The following is an 18448-nucleotide window of genomic DNA, read 5'->3' as shown; positions in this document are numbered from 1 at the left end:
CTGGCGGCTATGAAGCTGCTGACGGTGAACGTCGTCGAGGAACTGATCCCGGGTCCCAAGGAGTCCGGGCTCACCGCGATCGACAAGCGGCCCCAGGCCGGGCGGGTGGCCGTCGGCACCCTCGGTCTCGCCGGTGACCAGGTCTGCGACACCAAGCACCACGGTGGTCCCGACCAGGCGCTCTACGCGTACGCCGAAGAGGACGCGGGCTGGTGGGCCGGTGAGCTCAGCCGCGAGATCCCCACCGGTCTGTTCGGCGAGAACCTCCGCACCGAAGGACTGGACGTCAACGGCGCACTGATCGGCGAGGTCTGGCGGATCGGTGACGAGGTCGAGGTGCTGGTCCGGTCGCCGCGCGTCCCGTGCATCACCTTCCAGCACCGCATGCAGGAGCCGCACTGGGTGAAGCGTTTCCACCAGGCAGCCCGGCCCGGCGCCTATCTGAAGGTGCTGAAGACCGGCACCATCGGCGCCGGGGATCGCATCGAGGTCGTCAGCCGCCCCGACCACGAGGTGACCGTCGCCGGGATGTTCACCGGCGAGGACTCCGCCAAGATGCAGCGGATGCTCGACTCCGGCGCCGACATCCAGGACGAGGTCCGCGGGATCGCCCAGCGCATCGTCGCCCGCGTCTGACTCAGTCGAGCTCGTCCAACGTCTTGGTGAGCCGAGCGGCGTCCGCGTCTCGGCCCTGCTGGCGGAGCAGGTCGATGGCTTCCTGCCAATGCGCCCGTACGGCGGCCTGATCGCCCAGGGCCAGGTAGGTGTCGCCGATGTGTTCCAGCGAGTTCGCGAGGTGGTAGGTGTTGCCCATCTCGCGGAAGATGCCGATGGCGTGCTGATAGCCGGCGACCGCATCGGCGTACCGGCCTTCGTGGTGGGCGATGTAGGCGAGGCTGTCGGTGGTCACGGCTTCGCCGTCGCGATCGCCGACCGAGACGTAGATGCTCAGGGCCTCCTCGCAGTACGGACGGCCTTCGGCGTAGCGGGCGCTGAGCGCGTAGAGCCAGCCGACGAGGTTGAGTGCGTCAGCGGCCCAGACGGGATCCAGACGGCGGCGGTACGACAACTGTTGCAGCGCGTGCGGCAAGGCGTTCTCGTAGTCACCCCGCCGCTCGTAGCTTGAGGCCAGTGCTTGGTGGGCGTGACCGAGTACGAGCGCGGAGCCGTCGCGTTCGGCGTACTGCAAGGCTTCGGTGAGTACCTGCATGGATTCGTGGTGCCGGCCGACCTTCGCGTAGGCGTGGCCGATGAAGCGCAGCACGAGTGCCTGCACGGCCGGATCGGTCAGCTCCGGCACGGAGGCCAGTGCACGTTCCCAGACGATCAACTGGGCGGTCTGATGGCCGCCGCGGTTGTGGAAGGTGTTGAGCGCCCAGGCGAGCTGCCACACCCGCGTGTGCAGACCTTCGGCGGCGGCGAGGCGCTGTGCCCTGACTATGCAGGCGTGCTCAGCATCCAGCCACTGGTGGGCCGCAGTGCGGTCGGTGTGTTCGACCGGACGGCAGCCGGGCTCCGGGTCTTCAAGCTGTTGCTGGGGGCGGCGTGGTGCGAGCAGGTGGTCTGCGTTGTAGGTGCTGAACAGGTAGTGGTCGACCAGTCGGCGCAGGGCGGTTCGGCGTGACTCCGGGTCGTGCTGCTCGACGGCGTACAGCTTGAGTAGGTCGTGAATGCGGTAGCGGCCCGGGGCGTTCTGGCTGATCAGGTTGGCGCTCTCCAGCCGCCTCAGCAGCGGACGGACGCGTGCGGTCGGCTGATCGACCAGACTGGCCGCAGCGCTGATCCCGAGGTCCGGTCCGGGCGCGAGCGCCATCATGACGAACAGCTCGGCCTCCTCTGGCGACAGCGCTCGGTACGACGACGCGAAGACGCTCCGAAGGCTGTCCGTCAGCTCGTCCGTGGTGAGCGCGTCGAGCCGGGACTCACGCAGTTCGTCAGCCAGCACACTGAGCGGCAGATCCGGACGCGACCCGGCACGTGCCGCCACAATCGCCAGTGCGAGTGGCAGACCGGCACAGTGCTCCAGCAACTCCGCAAACGCCTCCGGCTCGGCCGCACGGCGAGCCGCGCCGACCTGCCGGGCAAGTACCGCATCGGCCTCCACAGCTGGCAGCACGTCCAGATCGACCAGTACGGCGGAGTGGTGCGTCAGCAGCCCGCCGAGTCGGCTCCGGCTCGTCACCACGACCGTGCAGCCCGGTCGGCCAGGTAGCAGCGGGACAACCTGCGAGCTGTCGATCGCGTTGTCCAGCACGATCAGCATCCGCTTGCCGGCCAGCAAGGTCCGGTACGCCCCGACCCGGGCCTGCTCGTCGGCCGCGATTGTGGTGTCCGGAGCGCCCAGCGCATGCAGGAACGCAGTGAGCGCAGTCGCGACCGGCAGCGGCGCATCGGTCGGGTCGAACCCGCGCAGGTCGATGAACAGCTGCCCGTCCGGGAACCGGTCCAGGTTGCGGTGCGCCCAATGCAGGACCAGGGACGTCTTCCCGACCCCGCCGATCCCACTGACCGCGGTGATCCCCGCATCCGGTCTGAGCTGATCGAGTGCCGCGGAACGGCCGCTGAAGGTCCCAGGTGCCGCCGGTAGCTGCCGTGGCACGGCCCGGCTGGTGGTGGGCCGCTGCAACAGCCGTTGATGCAGCTGCTGGAGCGAGAGTGACGGGTCGATCCCCAGCTCGGCAGACAGCAGCCGGCGGATCCGGTCGTACTGGTCGAGTGCCTCGGCCGTCCGGCCCGCCCGGTCCAGCGCGTCGATCAGCTGGCGGGCGACTCGCTCGTCCAGTGGATGAGCCTCGGCACGGCTGATCAGACTCGGCAGCAGCTGGTCGTGTGCGCCCTGCTCCAGCTGGCGATCCGCCAGGTCGAGCTCGGCCGCGAACCGTGCCGCCACCAGGACGTGCCGCTGCTCGACGAACCACGGTGTGTCCAGCCCGGCGAAGGGCTCGCCCCTCCACAACGCGAGGGCCTCCGGCAGGGACGCCGTACTGACCAAGGTGCGAAAGGCGTGCAGGTCGATCTGCTCGGGCGCGACCTCGAGCAGGTAGCCACCAGGCCGCCGTACCAGCACGTCGCCGAGAATCCGCCGCAACCGGGAGAGGTACGAGTACAAGGTCTCTCGCGCGCGCTGCGGTGCTGCGTCGCCCCACACCCGGTCGACCAGCACGTCGGCCGGCACCGGCCGCCCGTGCTCGACGAGCAGGACGGCCAGCACGGACTGCTGCCGCAGGTGCCCCAGGTCCACCAGTCCGCCGTCGTCGGTCCGGGCCTCGATACTGCCGAGCACCGCGAACCGCATCCGACCTCCCGAGCCCTGGGGCTCCGATTCTATGACGCGGTGAGCTTGTCCACGTTCGGACCGCCGTTCGCCGTGGTGGCGACGGCTTTGATCTTGTTGCTTCCCGCAACCAGATTGACCGTGATCGACTTGGTCTGCCAGGACGTCCAGGCGCCGGTCCCGGCGAAGGCGAGCCCGGGGGAGACGACCGTGCCGTTCACCGACACGTCCATCGCCCGGTTCGCCGTCGTACCGTTGGCGTAGCGCAGCTCGACCGTGGCCGGGCCGGCTTTGGCCGCGTTGACGGTCCACTCGACTGCACTGCCGACCGCGTTGTCGTAGTTCACGAAACCACGTCCGGTGAAGCCCGCGTGGTTCGACTCGACCGAGCCGTTCGTGATGGTCGCGTCCTCGGCCTCGTAAGTGATGGATCCGCCGCCGTTGCCTGGGATCGTCTGGGTGGCCGTGTTCCACCCGGTGATCCGCACCGACGGCGAGGCACCCTTCAGATCCGCGGTTCGGTACGTCGCCCGCAGTACCGTCGACTCGCCCGGCCACAGCGATACCGCGTTGTCGTTCCACTGGATCGGCAGCACCGGCTTGCCGTTCGTCACGACATGCGCGTCGAGGTAGAACGCAGGGGTCTTCAAAGTCGACGTGTTCTTCAGCGTCACCGTGGTGATGGTTTTCTCGCCGGAGGTCGTCGTCGAAGCGCTCGCTGACACCGGGGTCTGCGCAAGCGAGGACAGACCCTTGAGGTCGGCGTAGCTGGTGGTCGGCGTGGTGTACCAGGTGGTCTTGTTCCAGTCGAGCGTGTCCTCCTTGGTGGACAGCCAGTAGACGTTCCGGCTCACCTCGACGCCGGAGGAGTTCGTCAGCACAAGCTTCGCCAGGTACGTCGTCGTCAGACCGCTGACCGCCGGGATCGTCAACGCCGTCGTCTTGCCGCCGTCACCCGGGACCGTCACGTTCGCCGACTGGGAGAACTTCTCGGTTCCGTCGATGTTGTAAAGCTTGACCGAAGCCGTCAGCCCCGACGCCGCAGCGTGGTTCTGGTTGACGACGGCAACGGACTTGGTGTCGTACGAGTACTGGATGTGCAGCGGCTCGTTCGCCTTCTTGGCGCCGTAGTACGCACCGTTCTGATCCAAGTAGGCGTCGAAGAGCTGCCAGTGCAGTGACGTCCAGCCGCTGTTGAGCATCCAGTAGATCAGCCCCGTCGACGGGTTCGACGAGTCGCTGAAGTTGCGGTTGTGCGACTCGAACTCGGCCCGCACGTTCTCGTACGCCGCGAGCTGCGCCTTCTTCACGTAGTCGTTCAGATTCGCCGGAGCGCCGTACCGGCCGGAGAGCGCTTCTCCAAACAACCTGAGGTTGCCGAACGTCGTCGACTCGGAGCGGTGGTACTGGTTGGCCGACGGGTTCTTCCAGAGCACCTCGAGCTCGGCCGGCGTCATCATCCGGTTCAGGGTGTCGAGGGTGGGGATGTCCGGTCCGGCCGAGGTCTCGGAGTTGAAGTTCCACGCGCCACCGCTGTTGGTGTGGGCCTTGTCGTACCAGTAGTTCGGCGGGATCCAGTCGTACGGGCCGTTCATCTTCATCCCGGACGCGCCGAGCTGCGGCGAGGACCGCTTGGCGGCGGCCGGGATGACGGGGGTCTGCCAGTCGGCGGCCTTCAGCGCGTCGAGGTAACCCTTCTCGATCGTCGCGTCCGGCGCGTAGTCGCTGCCGATCAGGAACGTGAACACACTCGGGTGGTTACGCAGCCGCTCCGCCTCACCGGTCATCGACAACCTGGCGGTCACGTAGTCCTCGGCCGTCCACGGGAACTTGCCGTTGACCTGACCTTCCCACTTGTCGCAGCATTCCCAGCCGGGCATGGTCAGGACGCCGAGCTCGTCGGCCAGATCGAAGAACTCGTCCGGCTCGATGTGCCCTTCCAGGCGAACCGTGTTCAGGCCCAGATCCTTGACGTACTTGAGTTTGTCGGCGGCCGCGGTCTTGTTCCAGCGCAGGAACAGGTCCGGCGAGTAGCCACCGCCCTTGATCAGCAGCGGTCGTCCGTTGATCGAGTACTGCCGGCCGCCACTGCTGTTCAGCGGCGCCTTCACATCCCGTACGCCGAACTTGGCCGACGTACTGTCGGACGCCGTACCGCCGACCGATGCGGTCAGGTCGATCGCGTAGAGCGGCTGACCGCCCATCCCGGCCGGCCACCAGACGTTCGGGTTGTCCAGCCCGATCGTCGCGAAGGTGACCGTCTTCTTCTCCTTGGCCGCCAGCGACACCGTCTGACTGACCGGTACGCCGGCCACTGTCCCGCTGACCGTGGTCGTCACCGGGGCGGCCGAGTCGTTGCGGACGTCGACCTTCGGTGTGAGGTCCACATGGTTCAGCGACGGCACTGTCAGGTTGGTGAGCACGTGCGCGCCGCGGAGGGCGACCGCGCCACTGCGCCGGACCAGGACGTCCCGCACGATGCCCATGTTCTTGTCCGGCGGTGTCTGGGCCCAGTCGATCCAGCCCATGGTGAGATCGCGGTTCGGGTCGTTCGGGTAGACCTTGAACGCGATCGAGTTGCTCCCGGCACGCACCTGTGCGGTGATGTCGAGATCGTGCCGGGTGTAGGCGCCGACGATCTGGTTCTTGTCGGCGACCCGGACGCCGTTCACCCAGACATCGGCCCGCGACATCACGCCGCTGAAGTCGAGATACGTGCGCTGGCCGGTGTCGCTGAGCTGCAGCTCCGTGCGGTACCACCACGGCACGGTGAACTGCGCCTTGTCGACGTTCTTCATGTTCGTCGAGAAGAACGGGTCCGGGTACTTGTTGTTCTCCAGCAGCCCGGCGTAGACGGTCGAGCGGGGGGAGACCGGCAACCAGCCGGTGGTCGGGAAACCCGGCTTGGTGACGGCCGAGTCGTCGGAGACCTGCGCCGACGTCTGTAACTGGAAACCGGGAAGGGGACTGACCGAGGCAGCAGCCGCGGCAACACTGGACGTCGGCGGAATCAGTGTTCCGGCGACCAGAGCTCCGGCGAGCAACCAGCGGAGAGGAGATTTCATGGGGCGGTCCTCTGCACTTAATAGTTAGGAATGTTTCCTAACCATAAGTCACGCTCAAGGCTCCCGATAGCCCAATGCCGCGGAGATCTTGCGGGCCGCCTCGGTCGCGGCCGGTGCCATCAGGGCCACCTGGGCGATCGATTGTTCCAGTGACAACGTGGAGATACTGACCGCGGCGATGGCCATGCCGGTGTGGTCGTGGATGACTGCGGCCACGCACCGGATTCCCGGTTCGTTCTCCTCGTCGTCCAGCGCGTAGCCGCGGGTCCGGACCTGGGCCAGGTCGGCCTTCAGTGCGGCGGCCGTGGTGTGGGTCAGTGGGGTCCGCGCGGGTAGGCCGGTCCGGGTGATGTGGGCGTCGAGGGCGGCGTCGTCCTTCTCCGCCAGGAGCGCCTTGCCGATCCCGGTGCAGTGCAGCCAGAACGCCTTCCCGACCCGGGACGGCATCCGGTACGGCTTGGGGCCGTCCAGGCGGGCGACATAGATCGCCTCGTCGCCGTTGAGCAGGCCGACGTGCACGGTGCAGCGCGTCTGGGCGACCAGATCGGCGAGCACCGGGCGGGCGACCGTGGCCAGGTCGACGTTCGTCAGGGCGTGCCCGGCCAGCCGGAGTGCCTTCGGGCCCGGATGGTACGAGCCGTCGTCGGCCTGCGCGACGAACTCGTGCTCCACCAGCGAGGCCATGATCCGGTGCACGGTGGACTTGGCCAGACCGGTCGCATTCACCACATCGGTGAACCGCGAGTGCTCCAGGACGGCATCCAACACCATCAACGTCTTGTCGATGGCCGAGGGCGAACTCATGTCGGACATCCTGCCACTCCTTATCTGGCCAGCCAGCCACCGTCGACCGCGAGGATATGACCGTTGACGTAGTCCGCCGCCGCCGAGGCCAGAAAGACGGCCGCGCCGACGAGATCGTCCGGCCGTCCCCAGCGACCGGCCGGGATACGGGACCGGATGGCGGTCTCGCGCTCCGGATCGGCCCGCAGGTCGGTGGTGTTGTCGGTACTGATGTAGCCCGGTGCGATCGCGTTCACCTGGACGCCGGCCGTACCCCATTCGTTGGCCAGCGCCCGGGTCAGTCCCGCGACCGCGTGCTTGCTGGCAGTGTAGGCCGGAACCGTGATCCCGCCCTGGAAGCTGAGCAGGGATGCGATCGTCACGATCTTCCCGGACCCCCGTTCGGCCATCGCGGCGCCGATCGGCCGGGTCACCGCCCAGGTGGAGTTCAGGTTCACGTCGATCACGTGCTTCCAGTCCGCCGTACTGGTCTCGGCGGCGGGTGCCCGCCGGATCGTGCCGGCGTTGTTGACCAGGATGTCGACCTGCCGGGTCCGCGCCAGCTCGATCGCCGCCGCTTCGACGGCGTCGGGGTCGGCGAAGTCGGCGGTCACGATGGTCGCCTCGCCACCGCCGTTCTGCTTGATCGCCTCCAGCGTGTCCTCGAGCGCCGCGTCGCGGGCGAACAGGATCAGCTCGGCGCCGGCAGCGGCGTACCCGGCGGCGATGGCCGCTCCGATACCCCGCCGGGCGCCCGTGACGAGCGCCGTACGGCCCTTGAGGCTGAACAGCTCCTCGGTCACCGCAGGTCCCGGACGTCGACGCCGTCCATGTCGGTGAAGGCCTGGTTCTCGCCGGCCATCGCCCAGACGAAGCTGTACGACGAGGTGCCGACGCCGGAGTGGATCGACCAGCTCGGGGAGATGATCGCCTGCCGGTCGGCCACCAGCAGGTGCCGGGTCTCGTCGGGTTCGCCGAGCAGGTGGACGATCCGCTCGGTCTCCGGGAGGCCGAAGTACAAGTAGCACTCGGTACGGCGGTCGTGCGTGTGCGCGGGCATCGTGTTCCAGGTGCTGCCGGCGTGCAGCGTGGTGACGCCGAGCACGACCTGGCAGCTCTGCACGCCGCCGGCGTGGATGTACTGGTCGATGGTCCGGCGGTTCGCGGTCTGCTGGTCGCCGAGCTCGAGGCGGTTGCCCTCGCCGGGGTTGACCAGCGCGGTCGGGAACTCGGTGTGCGCGTTGGCGGAGAAGACGTAGAACGCCGAGTCGGTGCCTTCGAAGATCACCTCGCGGGTGCCGCGGCCGACGTACAGGCAGGCACCGGTGGTGAGCTCGTACTTGGTGCCGTCGGCGGTGACCGTGCCCGGGCCGCCGACGTTGACGATGCCGGCCTCGCGGCGCTCGAAGAAGTACTCGCTGCGCAGCTCGGGCCAGGTGCCGAGGGTCAGGGGGCCAGAGGCTGGTACGGCGCCGGCCAGCACGATCCGGTCGTGGTGGGTGAGCACCGCGGTGACCGTGTCCGGGGTGAAGAGGTCGTCGACCAGGTACTGCGCGCGCAGCCCTGCGGTGTCGAAGCCGGGCACCTGGGCGGGGTGAGTGGCGTGGCGGATCTGGAGCGGCGACTGAGCATTCACAGAACTAGGTTCTATGTCGTGGAACCGTCTGTCAAACGGTGCTGGGCGTGGATTTCCCCGTGGAACTAGGAAGGATTTTGTTCCGGGTTCCGTGTCTTGACACGGTGTTCTGTTCGGTGGAACCTTCCAGTCACTCGCCCGTTGTCCCTGGGAGGATCCCCATGACCGCTCTGGACTGGACAGTCCTGGTCGGCTATTTCGTGTTGATGGTGGTGATCGGACTCTGGTCCCGCACCAAGATCAAGAACGTCGTCGACTACTTCACGACCGGAGGCCGGATTCCCTGGTGGCTGTCCGGCATCTCGCACCACATGTCCGGCTACAGCGCGGTCATGTTCGTCGCGTTCGCCGCCGTCGCCTTCAACTACGGCATCACCGTCTACGTCTGGTGGGCAGTGTCGATCGGTGTCGGTGTCGGCATCGGTGCGTTCCTGTTCGCCGCCCGCTGGAACCGGCTGCGAGCCAAGCACGGGGTTGTCTCGCCACTGGAGTACCTGGCCCGCCGGTACAACCTGCCGACCCAGCAGGCGCTGGCCTACTCCGGTGCGGCCCTGAAGGTCGTCGACATTGCGTCCAAGTGGGTCGCGATCTCCATCCTGCTGAACGGTTTCACCGGCGTACCGATGCGGTGGGGCATCCTGCTCACCGGCGTGGTGACGATGGCCTACGCGACGCTGGGCGGACTGTGGGCCGACGTCCTCACCGACTTCGGTCAGTTCATCATCCAGGCCGCCGCCGGAATCGCGATGTTCGTCGGCGTGCTCTCGCACCTGGGTGGTGTCTCGACGCTGTGGACGATGTGGGACAAGCTTCCGGAGGGTCACGGTGACGCGCTGAACGGGCCGTACACACCGATCTTCCTGGTCGCGTTCCTGTTCATCAAAACCTTCGAGTACAACGGCGGCATGTGGAACCTGGCCCAGCGCTACATGGCTGCGCCGTCCGGTTCCGCGGCCAAGAAGTCCGCGCTGCTGTCGTCGTTCCTCTGGCTGGTCTGGCCGCTGATCCTGTTCATCCCGATGTGCGCCGCGCCGCTGCTGGTGAACCCGGGCAAGGCCGAGCAGTCCTACGTCCAACTGGCCCAGCTGCTGCTGCCGAGCGGCCTGATCGGGCTGGTGCTGGCCGGCTTCTTCTCGCACACGATGGCGATGGTCGCCTCCGACGCGAACGCGATCTCCTCCGTCATCACCCGCGACCTCGCCCCGGTCCTGGTGAAGAAGGTCCGCGAGCTGACCGAGGCGGGCGCCCTGAAGTTCGCCCGGATCACCACGTTCACCTTCGTCACGGTGAGCATGCTGATCGCGATCGCCACCAACGGCGAAGGCGTCGTCCTGAAGATCGTGGTCGACCTGGTGGCCGCCACGATGGGGCCGATCGCGATCCCGCTGATGCTCGGGCTGCTGCCCTGGTTCCGGCGCTCCGGTCCACGGGCCGCGCTCGTCTCCTGGGCGATCGGCCTGATCACCTGGGCGATCGTGAAGTACGGCGTCGGCTCCACCGACACCACCCTGGTCGTCGCGTTGCCGCTGGCAACCTCTCTGGTGATCTTCGTGGGCCTCGGCCTGCTGCTGCCGGAGCGCAAGGACGACGTCGACAACCTGCTCGACTCGCTGAACACCGACCCCGAGGATTCCGCGGAGGTCGCCGCCCGGCGCGCCGCCGCTCTCGGCTGAACCCTCTTTGGAGAACCGCAGATGCCCAACATCACCGTCGAACTGCTGTCCGGCCGCACCCTCGACCAGCGCCGCGAGTTCGTCGCCGCCGTCACGGATTCCGCGATCGCCATCCTCGGCGCCAAGCGCGAGGCCGTCCGGATCGTCTTCCAGGAGATCGAGAAGTCCGACGTAGCCAACGGCGGAGTCCTCGTCTCCGACAGCTGACCCGCAACACGCCCGCCCCATTCCCCTCCGCCTGGGGGAGTGGGGCGGACCTGCGTCCCCTCACAATTGCGCTCGGCCACCTGCGCCCACGCTCAGCGCGCGGTTGCGCGGGCAGTTGTGATGGCCTGCAGGTCCGCTCCCCGAAATCCCCAGCTCGGCCGCGCCGTCGCCGAGTAGGCTCGGCCCATGCGAGTTGGAGTGTTTGGAGCTACAGGTCAGGTCGGCAGCGTGATGCGGCGGCTGCTCGTCGAGCGCGCGTTCCCCGTCGACGAGGTGCGGTATTTCGCTTCGGCGCGGTCGGCCGGGTCGAAGCTGCCGTTCGGGGATCGCGAGATCACGGTCGAGGATTCGGCGACTGCTGACTTCGGTGGGCTGGAGCTGGCGCTGTTCTCGAACGGGAAGACGGCGTCGCTGGAGCTCGCGCCGCGGGTGGCTGCCGCGGGAGCCGTGGTGGTCGACAACTCGTCGGCCTGGCGGATGGATCCCGAGGTCCCGCTGGTCGTCTCCGAGGTGAACCCGGAGGACCTGAACCACCTGCCGAAGGGCATCGTCGCCAACCCGAACTGCACCACGATGGCCGCGATGCCGGTGCTGAAGCCGCTGCACGCGGCCGCCACGCTGACCCGGCTGGTGGTCTCGACCTACCAGGCCGTCTCGGGCTCGGGCGGTGTCGGGGTCAGCGAGCTGGAGGACCAGACCCGCGCACTCGCCGAGGTCGGTGGCCGGCTGGCGCTGGGGACCGAGGGCATCACCCTGCCCGAGCCGAAGGTGTACGCCGGTCCGATCGCGTTCAACGTGCTCCCGCTGGCCGGGTCGATCGTTGCCGACGGCACCGGTGAGACCGACGAAGAGCAGAAGCTGCGCAACGAGAGCCGGAAGATCCTGCACCTGCCGGACCTCCCGGTCGCCGGGACCTGCGTCCGGGTGCCGGTCTTCACCGGTCACTCACTGAGCATCCACGCCGAGTTCGACCGCCCGATCATGCCCGCCGAGGCGATCGAGATCCTCGGTTCCGCGCCCGGCGTCGTACTGGCCGACCTGCCGACACCGCTGCTCGCGGCCGGCCAGGACCCGTCGTACGTCGGCCGGATCCGCCAGGACCAGTCGGTCCCGGACGGACGCGGCCTCGTACTCTTCGTGTCCAACGACAACCTCCGCAAGGGCGCCGCGCTGAACGCCGTCCAGATCGCGGAGCTGCTCGCCGCTCGTTAGCAGCGGTAGTAGTCCTTGGTGTAGATGCCGTTGACGGCCTGCAGGGTGTGGTCGTAGCAGCCGTTCGCGCCGAAGGACTGGAAGCGGACGGTCTGGGTGCCGGTGGCGTGCCGCTGGTCCCGGGGGACGTTGTAGATCCAGGAGGCGCGACCGTCGTAGGTCTCGTTGCTGAATCCGCGCGTGGTCCGGATCTTGTCGTAGATCTTCAGATCCGTGACCACGTCGTACCCGCCGGGGACCGTTGCGTTGGGCAAGAAAGTGAGCAGACCGGTCTTGCCGTAGTCGAGGTCGGTGAGTTCGACCTTGCCGCCACTGGTGACGACCGAGGTGTCACGCCAGCTGGCATCGAGGCTGTCGTGGGTCTCACCGGCAGTCCAGGTGTGGTCGGAGGTGTTGCGCAGCGTGCGCTGGACTGTCGTGCGGATCCGGCCGGCCGAGGTGTCGACATAGCCACTGATCTTGAGCGTGCGAGAGGCCTTGGTGGACACGGATCCGGCCTGGTTCGGGGCGCCGGTCACCTCGTCGGTCTTGGTGAGCGGGGCGACGGCGTACGAGGTGAGTTTGCCGCTGGTCCGACTGCGGTGCGGATCGGTCCAGACGTGCAGGTTCGGGACGGTGAACCAGCCGCTCTGGCCGGCCGGTACGCCGTTCACGTGGACGCGGAACTCATGCGGCTTGCCGTCGGTGAGCAGTCCGACGAACGGCGTCAGGTCGTAGGTCAGGGGCTTGATGTCGAACGCGCGCGGCGCGGGAGACGGGCGCCAGGAGTACGGGTTCGACCAGCCGCCGGTGTAGATGTACGGGTAGGGGAGCGCGATCCCGGCCGGCTTGCCGTCGATCGAGACGTCCACCTCCCGGTACGGCGATCCGTCCGGGCAGGAGTAGCCCGTCTCCGCGGGGGCTGAGGTGTCCCAGAACTCCTCGCAGCCACCACCCGATCCGGTCACGTACACCTCGCCGAGGAGACGAGTCGTGTTCCGCGGGAGCGTCGCCGTACCGATCAGGTCGGATTCTTCGCGGCGCTGGTCCTGCAGGGGCAGTACGACGTTCGCCGTCTTGGCGGCGGGGACTCGGCGGCCGGTGCTGTAGAAGTCGAGGGTGACCGTGATGTCCAGCACACCGGTGTAGGTCTCGTTGACGACGTTGCCGAGCTCCATCACGACCGGCTGCGGTTCGGTGAGCAGCGGGGCGTAGGAGGTGACGTCCTTCTCGACGTCCCAGGCGATGCCGTCGGCGCTCGGCTCCGGGGTCGAGGTCCGGAAGACGCCGACGCCGCCGATCGTGATGTGGCCGAGGCGGTCGTACTGGACGCCCTTCACCTCGCCATGCATCCGCAGCACAACCTTCGACCACGGGCCCTGGCAGGCGGCCGGGGGCGTGTAGGTGGACCGGTACGGGTCGAAGTTGCGGAAGCCGTGCCGGACGATCTGCACCTGGCAGTGCTTGGTGTCCGGGACGGCGATTGCGGGCACCGGGGTGCGGGGATCGTCGTAGTCGGTGCCGAACTCCGGCGGCGGCGGGACGGCTGCCGCTGGGCCGAATTGAGCGAGCAGCAGGACGGAGAGTGAGACAATGGCCACGGACCGGATGCGCATGTTGCGGAAACGTAATCGAGAAGGTCGCGGTGGGCAAGCGAGTGCCATGGCCAGCGGCCGGAGCTTGCATTACTGTCCAGTTCACTTGACCCCCGATGGAGGCCATCGATGAACGCTGTGCTCAGCAACCGCAAGGAAACCATGGCCCAGATGTTCCTGGACCGGGTGGCGGCCACGCCGCAGCGCGAGGCATTCCGGTACCCGTCCGGGGACGGCTGGAAGTCCGTGACCTGGGCCGAGACCGAGGCCCTGACCCGCCGCCGCGCGGCCGGGCTGATCGCGCTGGGCGTCGAGCCCGAGCAGCGCGTCGCCATCGCCGCGAGCACCCGGATCGAATGGGTCGAATGCTTCGTGGCCGGCATCCTCGCCGCGACCCCGACGACCACGATCTACCCGACCACGATGTCGGACGACGTCGCGTACATCGTGGCGGATGCCGACGTCCGGGTGATCTTCGCCGAGAACGCCGAGCAGGTCGACAAGCTGCGGGCGCACAAGGCCGAGATGCCGTCGCTGCGCAAGGTCGTGCTGATCGACGGTACGCCGGTCGCGGACGACGGCGACTGGGTCATCACGCTGGCCGATCTCGACGCGCTCGGCGAGTCGCGGCTGGCCGAGGTGGACGAGCGGATCGCCCAGGTCCGGCCGGATCACCTGTGCACGCTGATCTACACCTCCGGTACGACGGGCCGCCCGAAGGGCGTCCGGTTGCCGCACTCGGTGTGGACGTACGAGGGTGCGGCGGTCGAGGAGACCGGCGTACTGAGTCAGGACGACCTGCAGTTCCTGTGGCTGCCGCTGTCGCACGTGTTCGGTCAGGTGCTGCTGGCGGTGCAGTTCCAGCTCGGGTTCGCGACCGCGATCGACGGGCGGATCGACAAGATCGTCGAGAACGCCGCGATCGTCCAGCCGACCTTCATGGCCGCCGCGCCGCGTATCTTCGAGAAGGCGCACGGCCGGATCAAGACGATGATCGCCAACGAGGGCGGCGTGAAGGCCAAGCTGTTCGACTGGGCCTTCGGTGTCGGTGCCAAGGCTTCCGCGCTGCGGCAGAAGGGATCCGAGCCGTCCGGTCTGCTGGCCGCCCAGCTCGCTCTCGCCGACAAGCTCGTGCTGTCCAAGATCCGCGCCCGCTTCGGCGGCCGCATCCGCTTCTTCGTCTCCGGCTCCGCGGCCCTGGACAAGCAACTCGCGGAGTGGTTCCACGCCGCCGGCCTGCTCATCCTCGAGGGCTACGGCCTGTCCGAGACCGCTGCCGGCTCGTCGCTGAACCGCCCCGACAACTACCGCCTCGGTAGCGTCGGCCCACCCTTCACCGGCACCGAGATCAAGATCGCCGAGGACGGCGAGATCCTGATCAAGGGCGACGGCGTGATGAGCGGCTACCACAACCTGCCCGAGCAGACCGCCGAGGTGATGAGCGCCGACGGCTGGTTCCACAGCGGCGACATCGGTCACTTCGAGGACGGTTTCCTCTTCATCACCGACCGCAAGAAGGACCTCTTCAAAACCTCCGGCGGTAAGTACGTCGCCCCCCAGGTGATCGAGGGCCGCTTCAAGACGCTGTGCCCGTACGCCAGCCAGTTCGTTGTCCACGGCCACAAACGCAACTTCGTCTCGGCCCTGATCACCCTCGACCCCGACGCGATCACCGCCTGGGCCGCCGCGAACGGCCTGGAAGGCAAGTCCTACGCCGAGATCGTCACCTCACCGGCCGCCGAGGCCATGGTCCAGGGTTACGTCGACCAACTCAACGCCGGCCTGAACCGCTGGGAAACCATCAAGAAGTTCGCCATCCTCGACCGCGACCTCACGGTCGAGTCCGGCGAGATGACCCCCAGCCTCAAGCTCAAGCGCAAGTACGTCGAAACCCAGTACGCCGACGTCCTCGACGACCTGTACAAGTAGTCAGTCCTCGTAGGTGCGCCGCTCGGTGACGGAGGTGCGGGCGGCGCGGGAGCGTTGGCTGGTGAGGAAGACGGCCATGATGAGGCCCAATGCTCCGGCGCCCATCAGGATGTAGCCGACGACCGTGAGGTCGACGCCGCTGATGCGGTCGGAGACGGCGAACGACAGGATGCCGCCGACCGCGAGCAAGAACACCGATATGCCGATACCCATGACGACCTCCAGAGCTGTCCCCGAGATGACGGACAGCTATGCGGTACCCCGCAACCACCGATCGCCAAACTGCGACCTCAGTCCTCCAATGGGGGCAGGGCGATGCGGATGACGACCAGTGCGAAGAGCACCAGGGTCAGAGCGTGGACGACTGTGCACCACAGGCAGATGGCGTTGATGCGGAAGAGCTCGGCCCACACCAGGTAGAGGACGAAGACGACGCCGATCACGACGCCTGCCAGCCGGGCGCGCGCCGGCCACGGGGACGCCGTACGCCAGAAGGCCGGCATCGACAGGGCCGTCATGCCGATGAAGAAGAGCAGGCCGAGGAGGGCGACCGGTACGCCGAAGAGTTTCGAGTACTGCGACGACGTCACCTTCACGCAGTTGACGACACCGCTCTCGGGGCAGGCGAGCGTCGTACCGGCGGTGAAGTGTTCGTAGGTGAGGTAGGCCGAGACCAGAACACCTGCCGCGGAGAGGGCGAGGGTCAGCCAGGGGATCACGCCCAGGGACGATCCCCGGGCGGTCGTCGTACTCATTCAGCTCTTCCCGAGCTTGCCGGCGGCGGCCTTGACGGCCTCCGTGCTGCAGACGTTGGCCGGCTGGTTGTTGGTCAGCTGGCAGAGCGCGGCGGTGTAGACGTTCGCCGAACCGTCGACCGCTTTGGCGATCGGGTTCGACGGATCCTTCAGGCCGTCCGCGATCTCGGCCTGGGTCTTACCGGCCAGGATCTCCGGGCTGAACGTCGCCCCGGATCCGACGAACTTCCCGCCCAGATCGACGAACGGGATCGATCCGCCACTCTTCACGTACGGCGGGGCGTTGTAGGTCTGGAAGGTCTTCTGGTCCTCCGCGCTCGGCGTGTCCAGCGGCTTGTACTGGCCGTCGGCGCCCTTCTCGTTCGTCGTCGTCTCGATACCGGTGAAGGACAAGTACTGACTCGTGTACTTGGCTCCGTGGTACGACAGCGTCGGGGTGTTCGGGAAGACATCGTCGGCCGCGGAGTGCGTCGTACCGAGGTTGGTGAACGTCCCGAACCGGGCCAGCGCGACCGACACCGGCCACCGCTCGGCCGCGCAGTACGGGCAGAACTCGGCGCCGATGTAGAGCACCTTCGGCTTGCCGTCGGCGGTCAGCGGGGGAGCGGTGATCGCGGAGGGCGCGGCCTGGACGTCGTTGCTGCCGACCTTCGCGAAGGTCTCGGCCGGGATCGAGCTGAGCGCGGACACGATCTGCGCGTCGGCGGTCCCTGACGGTCCGGTCGCGGTCTTGTCGCCGCCGCCACCCGCGACCCTGATGATCACGAGCCCGCCGATCACCACCACGACGGCCACCACCGCACCGACCGCGATCAGCAGCCGTTTGCGCCGCTCGGCCCGCTGCTGCTGTGCCCGCAACGCCGCCACTCGCTCACGCGCCTGAGCCTTCTGCTCGACCCGCCTGCTCATCCCGTATCTCCTGCCTGGTCACCAATTACAGAATCCCCCAAGAGCACAACTGCCGGTGACGCTCCGAAGTTCCGCGCCAGTCTTCCGTCCAGTCCGAAGGAACGTTTTCACCAGGTTCGAATACTGCTCGGCGGGCCCCTGGCCGGACCTACGGTCAGGCGTATGGCGGGCGCTGTGAGCTATCGAGACGTGTTCCGGGTACCGGAATTCCGCGCAATGTGGCTGGCTGAGTTGCAGTCGGTGGCAGGCGATCAACTGGCGCGCGTCGCCCTGTCGGTGCTCGTCTTCGCGGACACCGGCTCGGCTGCGCTGACCGGTCTGACCTACGCGCTGACGTTCGTCCCGTCCCTGCTCGGCGGCATCTTCCTCACCGGTCTCGCCGACCGCTTCCCACGCCGCGACCTGATCCTCTGGATCGACGGTCTGCGCGGCTGCCTGATCCTCCTGGTCGCGATCCCGGCGATGCCGTTCTGGTCGCTGTGCGTGCTCGTCGGCATCGTCTCCCTGCTCCAACCGGTCTTCAAATCGGCCCAGCTCGCCCTGCTCCCCGACGTACTCGGCGAAGAACGCTTCAGCACCGGTATGGCGATCCGCAGCATCACCATCCAGTCCGCCCAGATGGCCGGCTTCGCCGGTGGCGGCCTGCTGATCGCGGTCTTCAATCCGTACGTCGTCCTGGTCATCGACGCACTCACGTTCTTCGGCTCCGCGATCCTGATCCGCCTCCGCCTGCAGCACCGCCCGGCCGCCCGTACGGCGCCGGAGCCGGGAGCACGCGGCTCATCGCTCGGCCAAACCTGGGGCCTGCTCTTCGCCGACCGCGGTATGCGCGCCCTCGTCCTGATGCTGTGGCTGATGGCCCTGGTCGCCGTCTACGAAGGCATGGCCGCCCCGTACGCCGCCCTGTTCGGCGGCAGCGCGGTAACAGTCGGCATCATCCTCGCCGCAGACCCCCTCGGCAGCGTCATCGGCGCCTTCCTCTTCAGCAAGTTCGTCCCCGAACACCGCCGCCCCGGCCTGCTCGGCCCCCTCTCCATCGCCGCCGCGGCCCCGGTCGCTCTCTGCCTCCTCCGCCCCAATATCGTCATCTCCGTCATGCTCTTCGTCGTCGCCGGGGCTTTCGGCACCATCGTCGTCATGCAAACCACCACCGCCATGACGCTCCGCCTTCCCGACGCCCGCCGAGGCCAAGCCATCGGCATGTCCAACTCCGGCCTCACCACCGCCACCGGCATCAGCCCCCTCCTGGCCGGCATCCTCTCCGACAAAACCAACGCAGCCACCGCCATCGGCTGGTTCGGCCTTGCCGGCACGGGCGCCGCCGTACTCCTCGCCATAGCCTGGCGCCGCGCCAGCCGCACCGCCCCAGTCCCCACCCCCTGAGCAACCATTTGCCAGGAGGAACGACGGGCCGGCAGCTGGCGTCGTACC

15 protein-coding genes are annotated in these 18448 nt (G+C 67.8%); 6 read left to right on the top strand and 9 right to left on the bottom strand.

Annotated elements, in window-relative coordinates; genetic code table 11:
- Positions 1-9 precede the first annotated feature (9 nt).
- A complete protein-coding gene (locus ACFCV3_RS00445; protein ID WP_376024728.1) occupies positions 10-636 on the top strand; it encodes an MOSC domain-containing protein in 627 nt (208 codons plus the stop codon).
- 1 nt (position 637) lies between these two features.
- Here ACFCV3_RS00445 and ACFCV3_RS00440 read toward each other — a convergent pair whose 3' ends face one another.
- From ACFCV3_RS00440 to kduI, 5 genes are read right to left on the bottom strand one after another with little or no spacing between them, the layout of a single operon-like run.
- Entirely contained in the window at positions 638-3295 is a 2658-nt protein-coding gene (locus tag ACFCV3_RS00440) for a BTAD domain-containing putative transcriptional regulator (RefSeq protein ID WP_376024726.1), read from the bottom strand.
- 29 nt (positions 3296-3324) lie between these two features.
- Positions 3325-6339: a CBM35 domain-containing protein gene (locus tag ACFCV3_RS00435; protein WP_376024724.1), complete on the bottom strand. Its 3015-nt coding sequence runs from the start codon at positions 6337-6339 to the stop codon at positions 3325-3327.
- 54 nt (positions 6340-6393) lie between these two features.
- Entirely contained in the window at positions 6394-7143 is a 750-nt protein-coding gene (locus tag ACFCV3_RS00430) for an IclR family transcriptional regulator (RefSeq protein WP_376024722.1), read from the bottom strand.
- Positions 7144-7163: 20 nt separating this feature from the next.
- Positions 7164-7925 carry an SDR family oxidoreductase gene (locus ACFCV3_RS00425; RefSeq protein ID WP_376024720.1) on the bottom strand — a complete coding sequence of 254 codons (762 nt, stop codon included), beginning with the start codon at positions 7923-7925 and terminating at the stop codon, positions 7164-7166.
- Positions 7922-8758: a 5-dehydro-4-deoxy-D-glucuronate isomerase gene (gene kduI / locus ACFCV3_RS00420; RefSeq protein WP_376024718.1), complete on the bottom strand. Its 837-nt coding sequence runs from the start codon at positions 8756-8758 to the stop codon at positions 7922-7924. Before kduI ends, ACFCV3_RS00425 begins: the two co-directional genes overlap by 4 nt.
- 161 nt (positions 8759-8919) lie before the next feature.
- Here kduI and ACFCV3_RS00415 point away from each other — a divergent pair, with 161 nt between their 5' ends.
- From ACFCV3_RS00415 to ACFCV3_RS00405, 3 genes are all read left to right on the top strand, one after another.
- Positions 8920-10431 (top strand): sodium:solute symporter family protein, encoded by a 1512-nt coding sequence (locus tag ACFCV3_RS00415; RefSeq protein ID WP_376024716.1) that lies wholly within the window; start codon positions 8920-8922, stop codon positions 10429-10431.
- 21 nt (positions 10432-10452) lie between these two features.
- A complete protein-coding gene (locus ACFCV3_RS00410) occupies positions 10453-10638 on the top strand; it encodes a tautomerase family protein (RefSeq protein WP_132194310.1) in 186 nt (61 codons plus the stop codon).
- A 186-nt stretch (positions 10639-10824) separates the two neighbouring features.
- Positions 10825-11850, top strand: coding sequence for an aspartate-semialdehyde dehydrogenase (locus ACFCV3_RS00405; RefSeq protein ID WP_376024714.1), 1026 nt, complete (start codon positions 10825-10827; stop codon positions 11848-11850).
- On the opposite strand, the gene ACFCV3_RS00400 is transcribed toward ACFCV3_RS00405, so the two are convergent.
- On the bottom strand, positions 11847-13445 hold the full coding sequence (locus ACFCV3_RS00400) for a peptide-N4-asparagine amidase (RefSeq protein ID WP_376024712.1): 1599 nt from the start codon (positions 13443-13445) through the stop codon (positions 11847-11849). The genes ACFCV3_RS00405 and ACFCV3_RS00400 overlap by 4 nt on opposite strands.
- A gap of 108 nt (positions 13446-13553) precedes the next feature.
- Here ACFCV3_RS00400 and ACFCV3_RS00395 point away from each other — a divergent pair, with 108 nt between their 5' ends.
- Positions 13554-15353 carry an AMP-dependent synthetase/ligase gene (locus tag ACFCV3_RS00395; RefSeq protein WP_376024710.1) on the top strand — a complete coding sequence of 600 codons (1800 nt, stop codon included), beginning with the start codon at positions 13554-13556 and terminating at the stop codon, positions 15351-15353.
- On the opposite strand, the gene ACFCV3_RS00390 is transcribed toward ACFCV3_RS00395, so the two are convergent.
- The 3 genes from ACFCV3_RS00390 to ACFCV3_RS00380 all read right to left on the bottom strand — a co-directional run bounded on the left by ACFCV3_RS00390 (position 15354) and on the right by ACFCV3_RS00380 (position 17017).
- Entirely contained in the window at positions 15354-15566 is a 213-nt protein-coding gene (locus tag ACFCV3_RS00390) for a DUF6458 family protein (RefSeq protein WP_376024708.1), read from the bottom strand.
- A gap of 77 nt (positions 15567-15643) precedes the next feature.
- Positions 15644-16108 (bottom strand): vitamin K epoxide reductase family protein, encoded by a 465-nt coding sequence (locus ACFCV3_RS00385; protein ID WP_376024707.1) that lies wholly within the window; start codon positions 16106-16108, stop codon positions 15644-15646.
- On the bottom strand, positions 16109-17017 hold the full coding sequence (locus ACFCV3_RS00380; RefSeq protein WP_376024705.1) for a DUF929 family protein: 909 nt from the start codon (positions 17015-17017) through the stop codon (positions 16109-16111).
- A 162-nt stretch (positions 17018-17179) separates the two neighbouring features.
- Here ACFCV3_RS00380 and ACFCV3_RS00375 point away from each other — a divergent pair, with 162 nt between their 5' ends.
- The gene (locus ACFCV3_RS00375; RefSeq protein WP_376024703.1) at positions 17180-18400 is read left to right on the top strand and encodes an MFS transporter; all 1221 of its coding nucleotides are present in this window, start codon (positions 17180-17182) and stop codon (positions 18398-18400) included.
- The last annotated feature ends 48 nt before the right edge of the window (positions 18401-18448 follow it).

The sequence above is a fragment of the Kribbella sp. NPDC056345 genome (genome assembly GCF_042262745.1).
Classification (GTDB): domain Bacteria; phylum Actinomycetota; class Actinomycetes; order Propionibacteriales; family Kribbellaceae; genus Kribbella.
This window is presented reverse-complemented; position numbering and strand designations above follow the sequence as displayed.